This is a genomic window from uncultured Ferrimonas sp., from assembly GCF_947489035.1.
Classification (GTDB): Bacteria; Pseudomonadota; Gammaproteobacteria; order Enterobacterales; family Shewanellaceae; genus Ferrimonas.
The window spans coordinates 34,646-40,755 of sequence record NZ_CANLCI010000035.1 but is presented as its reverse complement, the minus strand read 5'-3'; the positions used below and the strand labels follow the sequence as shown (position 1 = coordinate 40,755).

Genomic DNA, 6,110 nt, shown 5'->3' with positions numbered 1-6,110 from the left:
CGGTGATTAGCGCAGCCTGGTAGCGCATCTGGTTTGGGACCAGAGGGTCAGAGGTTCGAATCCTCTATCACCGACCACTTTTAAAGACCTCACTAGAGGCAAAACAATCGGTGATTAGCGCAGTTTGATAGCGCATCCTGATTGTGGATTAGCGGACCAGAGGGTCTCTACTCCAAAGACAGTTTTCGGTGATTAGCGCAGCCTGGTAGCGCATCTGGTTTGGGACCAGAGGGTCAGAGGTTCGAATCCTCTATCACCGACCACTTTTACAAAAAAGCCTGCATGAAAATGCAGGCTTTTTTGTGTCTGTTAGAAAAGTAAGATACATGGTGATTAGCGCAGCCTGGTAGCGCATCGCAGCTTTTGAAAGAGTGGGACCAGAGGGTCAGAGGTTCGGATCCTCACTAATACCCACCAGCCCAGCAACCACCTTTACCAACAAGCCTGCATTCATTTGCGGGCTTTTTTGTGTCTATAAGAAAAGTGAGATAAACGGTGATTAGCGCAGCCTGGTAGCGCATCGCAGCTTTTCGAGCAGCCGTATTCCTATTGACACTTTGCATAAACAGCACTGAGCATTCTAGGCAGCGAGAGCGGGTAAACTAACCGTTAGAACTTATCTGCAGCACAGGGGTCGTTGCCGGGGCCGCCCGGCGGCGGGCAAGGGACGAGTCCCTTTGCAATCCCGAGCGCCTCCGAGGCGACGACAACCCCTCATTTTCGCAGAATTACGTTGCAGCAACGGCCAGATGTGCCATCCATGGCTTAGCTGGCCTCTGCGGCATCCTGCCTTCGGCTTTACTTCATCACTGCTTCACTCGGTGTCGCCAAGTCGGCCTAAAACTCTCACCGTCAGGTGATCAAGTCACCATAAGATCTGCTCCGCGCCTGATTTTGGGACGCAGTGCAAGAAGCGAAAGTGAAGCCTTACTAAGGCGTTAGGCTCCCAAAACGGGAATCTCACCAGTCACTGGTGATCGAATTTGCCGCTGCTACTGCAAAGCGCCGAAGACGATGATCCTATCTCACAGCAGTCTCTCTCAATCTTACTCTTCCCACGCCTTTACTCTGCTCCGGTTCCTGCTGGTCATCAGCCGTTATCCCTCACCAAACCGCAGCGGACTGAGTTCACACAACCAGCAATTGTTTCTGCTCCATTGCCGCTCTGTCAGCAACAAAAAACGAGATCGCCATCACGTCAGTGGACGCATGCAGTGCAAAGCCATTACCAACCCTCGCCCCATTCAGCCGCAGTTAAGCATCGCTAATATCGCCATAAGAATTGGTCGATATCGCAACATAAGCAAACACTAATAAAGTTGCCATAACGGCACTGTCCCAGGGCGTTCAGCCCACGACCGTTATGGAGATGATGATGAAAAATAAAACCCTATTGGCGGTAGCTGCTCTTGCTGTTGCCAGCCTATCAATGCAGGCGATCGCCGCAGATGGCGGCAACCCGAAGCGCGGCAAGCACCTCTACAAAAAACACTGCAAATCCTGTCACGACGCTGGCACCACCGAGCTCACTCCGATGAGCAAAACCATGTCGCAGTGGGATCGATTCTTTAAACGCAATAAGCACGATCCCGCTCCCTTTGAAGCACTGAGTGAGCCGCAACTGCTGGACATCAATCAGTTCCTTTATGACCACGCCATGGATTCCGATCAACCCGCCACTTGCGGCTAATGATTGCTGACGGAGAGACAGATTATGCGTTGCACAACAATTGCCTTATTGGTGTCCCAAGCCCTACTGATCCCCGCCACCATGGCGGCAGATGACAGCGTTCAACTTGAACGCAAGATCGAAGCATTGAACCAGCAAGTGGCCGAGCTGACCGAATGGCTCGAAGAGAATGACAGCCGATTGGATGCCAGCGAGCGGCACAGCGCGCTGGATCGAGTTACCATCACTGGCGACTTTCGCACCCGCGGCCACAACCTAAGCTACAACAACGTCAGCGTTAACCCCGGTGCCTATGTCGACTTTGATGACTTTGGCCAGCGCGCCATGGCCGGTGAATTTGGCGATCCCAGCAGTACCAGTTCCGCCATCGGCCAGATGATGGCGGCTTACCCGCAGATGGCCGCAGCCTTTATGGCGGGACAACTGAACGGCGTTGGTGCCATGCCAGTGGGCACGCCACAAACCTACGACATCAACAACGACATGTTCTACACCACCCGCTTACGGCTAAACCTGAAAGCCAAGGTGTGGGACAACGTCAGCTTCTCTGGTCGCTTGGCGATGTTTAAGAACTGGGGCGACGATACCGGCGTGCAGGTGTTCGACTCGTGGCGTTCGTTCAATATGGATGGCACCAGCAGTGGCAACCCGTCCGGCGATGATCTGTTTGTGGAACGCGCCTTCTTTGATTGGAACCACATCGGCGGCACCGACGCTTACCTGTCGATTGGTCGTCGCCCCTCCAGCTATGGCGCCCCCAGTCACTTCCGTGAAAACGAGAAGCGCGGCGGCACCCCATCCGGTCACGTGGTTAACTTCAACTTTGATGGCCTCACCGCCGGTTACAAGCTGGATAAGATCACCGGCTGGGAAGGCCAAGTCGCACGTCTGTGTTTGGGCCAAGGGTTTGAATCGCAATACGGCAATGGCGAGCTGTACAACAACATCGTTACCGAAGACACCTACCTCGGTGGGTTCAACATCGATGTGTTAGCCGATGGCAGCAACTTCCTGCAGGTGATCCTGTTTGGCGCCAAAGACATCACCGACGGCTTTAAAGGCACCATCGCCGTGCCAGATGCGATGCTGCCACCAGAGCAGCAGATGCCGGGGATGAATCCGGTTATGCGGGTGCAGCCGAGCAACGTGATTGGCGACATGTTTTTGGGTGGGGTGACCTTCACTAAAGAGCAAGACAACGGCCTGAAATGGTTCGCCTCTTTAGGTTGGACCCGGACCATGCCCAACGGCAATGCTGGCATGTTTGGTGGCATGCATTCTGATGCGGTCTACCAGATCGACAACATCGGCGCCAACGGCGTACCAACCATGGTGATCGATCGCGCCAGCAGCACTGAAGATCGCGATGGTTACTCCGCCTACTTAGGCTTACAGCAGCCACTGGGCGATGGTGCTTTGGGTCTGGAGTACAACTACGGCTCCAAGTATTGGACCCCATTCACCCAAGCCCAAGACGATCCCGTTGGCAGCAAGCTGGCCACCCGTGGCCATGCAGTAGAGGCGTACTACCTGCATAACATCAATCCAAAGATGTTCTTCAAGATGGCAGCGCTCTACTACGACTACGACTACAGCGGCAGCGGCAGTCCGGTTGGCGCTCCAGTGGCGATTGACGACATTGAAGCGGGCAGCGCCTTAGCCAACATGCCGGTGATCGACACCGCGCTCGATCTCAACCTCGGCATCACCATCAAGTTCTAACCATCCCCAGCATGGGCGGCTCAGCCGAGCCGCCTAGGAGTTTACCCATGAAAACCACCGCCATGGGCGGCTCTGCTGAGTCGCCTAAACGTTTCCCCCTAAAACCAACGGCCATGGTCGGCTCTGCTGAGTCGCCTAAACGTTTCCCCCTAAAACCAACGGCCATGGGCGGCTCTGCTGAGTCGCCTAAACGTTTACCCCTAAGAACAACGGCCATGGCCGCCCTAATTGGCAGCTGTTTATCCCTCGCCCTGCCTGCCCACGCCAACGGCCCCCACGCCGAGGTGATCTGGGGGCCATTTGCCAGTGGCACCGAGGTTACCCAAACCTGCCTGATGTGCCATGACCAACAAGGGGAGGATTTTCTGCACAGCGCCCACTGGACCTGGAGCAGCAGCCAAACCGTCAACGGGAAAACAGTACAGCGCGGCAAAAAGGATGTGATCAACAACTACTGCATCTCGGCTGGGGCAGGCAACCAAGCCAGTTGCAGCCGCTGCCACGCTGGCTACGGCTGGACCGACAACCAATTTGATTTTGCCGACAGCGACCACATCGACTGCTTGGTGTGCCACGACACCACCGGCACCTACGTCAAAGCGGGCGATAACGGCGGCCAACCGTTAGCCAAAGTAAACTTGGAACGAGTAGCGCAACAGGTGGGGATGCCTAACCGCGATAACTGCGGCGCTTGCCACTTCTTTGGTGGCGGCGGCGATGGCGTTAAGCATGGGGATCTGGACTCATCAATGTCCTACCCCGACAAAGCCACCGACGTGCACATGGATGTGGATGGCAACGACATGAACTGCCAACAGTGCCACCGCACCGAGCAACATCAGATCGGCGGCCACTCGCTTGGGGTCAGCCCAATGGGCAGCAATCACATCAGCTGCACCGATTGCCACGACAGCGCCCCGCACCAAAAGAAGCAGCTTAACCAACACCTCGCCAGCGTGGCCTGCCAAACCTGCCACATCCCACAAGTGGCCAAAAACGAGCCCACCAAGATGAGCTGGGATTGGTCAACGGCGGGGCAAGATCGCACCGACGTCAGCAAACAGTTCGGCAAGAAGACCTTCCTGAAAAAGAAGGGCGACTTTGAGTGGGGCAAAAACATCACCCCAGAATACGCCTGGTATAACGGCCAAGCCGGTGCCTATCAAATTGGCGATAAAATCGATGCCAGCACCGTCACCAAGTTGACCTACCCGCTGGGTGACATCAGTGACAAACACGCCAAGATCTACCCGTTTAAGGTGCATCGCGGCAAACAGATCTACGACAGCAAGCAAAACATCTTACTGACCCCAAAAACCACCGGCGACGATGGCTACTGGCACACCTTTGATTGGGCCAGCGCGGCGCGGCTGGGGATGGAGCAAAACGCCTCAATGCAAGCGTTACAGCTGAGCTTCAGTGGCAGCTATGGCTTTGCCGAAACCGAAATGTGGTGGCGCCTTAATCACATGGTGTCGCCGAAAGAGCACGCCTTAGGCTGCATGGATTGTCACGGCAACAAGGGGCGGATGCCATGGCAGCAGCTGGGTTACCCAGCGGATCCCATGCGCAACAAAGCCGCCCAAGCGCTGCGCGACTGAGCCCAGAACCGCGGCCAATGCGCCCGCCGCCCTAAGGCAAATCGTCCCAAGATTGCCAGCGCGAAAAACGGCATCAATGATGCCGTTCTTTGCGGTGGCGCAAAATAAAATTAGACACTGCTTATATAATAAGAGCATCGATCCCAGCCACGGCAAGCAGATGCGAACCACTGATCTTGAAACCCTTATCATGGTGGCCGAGTACGGCAGTCTCTCCAAGGCAGCGCACGCCCAATGCCTAACCCAATCGGCGGTATCGCAGCGGATAAAAAACCTAGAGCGCCACTTTAACCAACCGCTGTTGCAACGCGGGCCGCCGCTGCGCTTAACCAGCAAAGGCGAGCAGGTGGTGCAATGTGGTCGGCAGATGCTGACGCTGCAACAACAGATGCAAAGCCTGCCCGCCACCAACAGCAACGAACTGCGGCTGTGGTGTACCCCCATTTTTGGCTTTGGCCAACTGCCCACCATCTTGCAGTGCTATCAACAGCAGCGGCAGCAACACGCCAACCTGTCGGTGCTGCAAGGGCTGCCGGAGGATGGAGTTAATGCCATCAATCGCGATCAGGTAGATATCGCGGTGCTGGATCACCACCACCCGCTGCCAGCGCATCAGGGGATGCAGCAGGCGCTGCCACCGCAACACATCTTGTTCGTCATTGCCGCTGGGCAACCGGTGCCGCAGTCGATATCGCAGCTGCAGCAGCATCGGCTGCACACCGCTCGCCCCGGCTGCAGTTCGCGCTTGCTGCTGGAAAGCAACCTAGCGACCCACCACAGTGATCTGCAGCAGTTTGCCTCGGTGGCGGTGATTGATGATCTGCATCTGGCGTTGCAAAGCCTGCAAACCGAAGGAGGAGTGGCGTTTATGGCGCATTCGTTGGTGCAAGCCCAGTTACAACGGGGCGAATTGGTTGGTTTTGAGATCCCCGGATTTAACCACTATCTGCATCGCAGTCTGCTGCTGCAGCCGTCGCTGAACGACGCCGCCCAGCAATTTATCGAACGGCTGCAACAGCAGTTGCTGCCGGCAGACTAATTCGCTCGCAATCAGCTAAAACCGATCTACGCTTACTCAGTTAAACGATCTGACCAGC

Annotated in this window: 4 protein-coding genes and 2 tRNA genes; all 6 read left to right on the top strand. The window is 55.9% G+C overall.

From position 1 onward, the window contains the following. Positions 1 to 77 (top strand) — tRNA-Pro (locus Q0796_RS16725). A 109-nt stretch (positions 78 to 186) separates the two neighbouring features. After that, positions 187 to 263: transfer RNA gene (locus Q0796_RS16720), tRNA-Pro, on the top strand. A 1,109-nt stretch (positions 264 to 1,372) separates the two neighbouring features. Beyond that, positions 1,373 to 1,690 carry a cytochrome c gene (locus tag Q0796_RS16715; RefSeq protein WP_298445241.1) on the top strand — a complete coding sequence of 106 codons (318 nt, stop codon included), beginning with the start codon at positions 1,373 to 1,375 and terminating at the stop codon, positions 1,688 to 1,690. 24 nt (positions 1,691 to 1,714) lie between these two features. Further along, positions 1,715 to 3,412 carry a DUF3373 family protein gene (locus Q0796_RS16710; protein ID WP_298445239.1) on the top strand — a complete coding sequence of 566 codons (1,698 nt, stop codon included), beginning with the start codon at positions 1,715 to 1,717 and terminating at the stop codon, positions 3,410 to 3,412. Positions 3,413 to 3,627: 215 nt separating this feature from the next. Continuing rightward, positions 3,628 to 5,013 carry a tetrathionate reductase family octaheme c-type cytochrome gene (locus tag Q0796_RS16705; protein WP_298445244.1) on the top strand — a complete coding sequence of 462 codons (1,386 nt, stop codon included), beginning with the start codon at positions 3,628 to 3,630 and terminating at the stop codon, positions 5,011 to 5,013. 160 nt (positions 5,014 to 5,173) lie between these two features. Beyond that, positions 5,174 to 6,052, top strand: coding sequence for a LysR family transcriptional regulator (locus Q0796_RS16700; protein WP_298445237.1), 879 nt, complete (start codon positions 5,174 to 5,176; stop codon positions 6,050 to 6,052). The last annotated feature ends 58 nt before the right edge of the window (positions 6,053 to 6,110 follow it).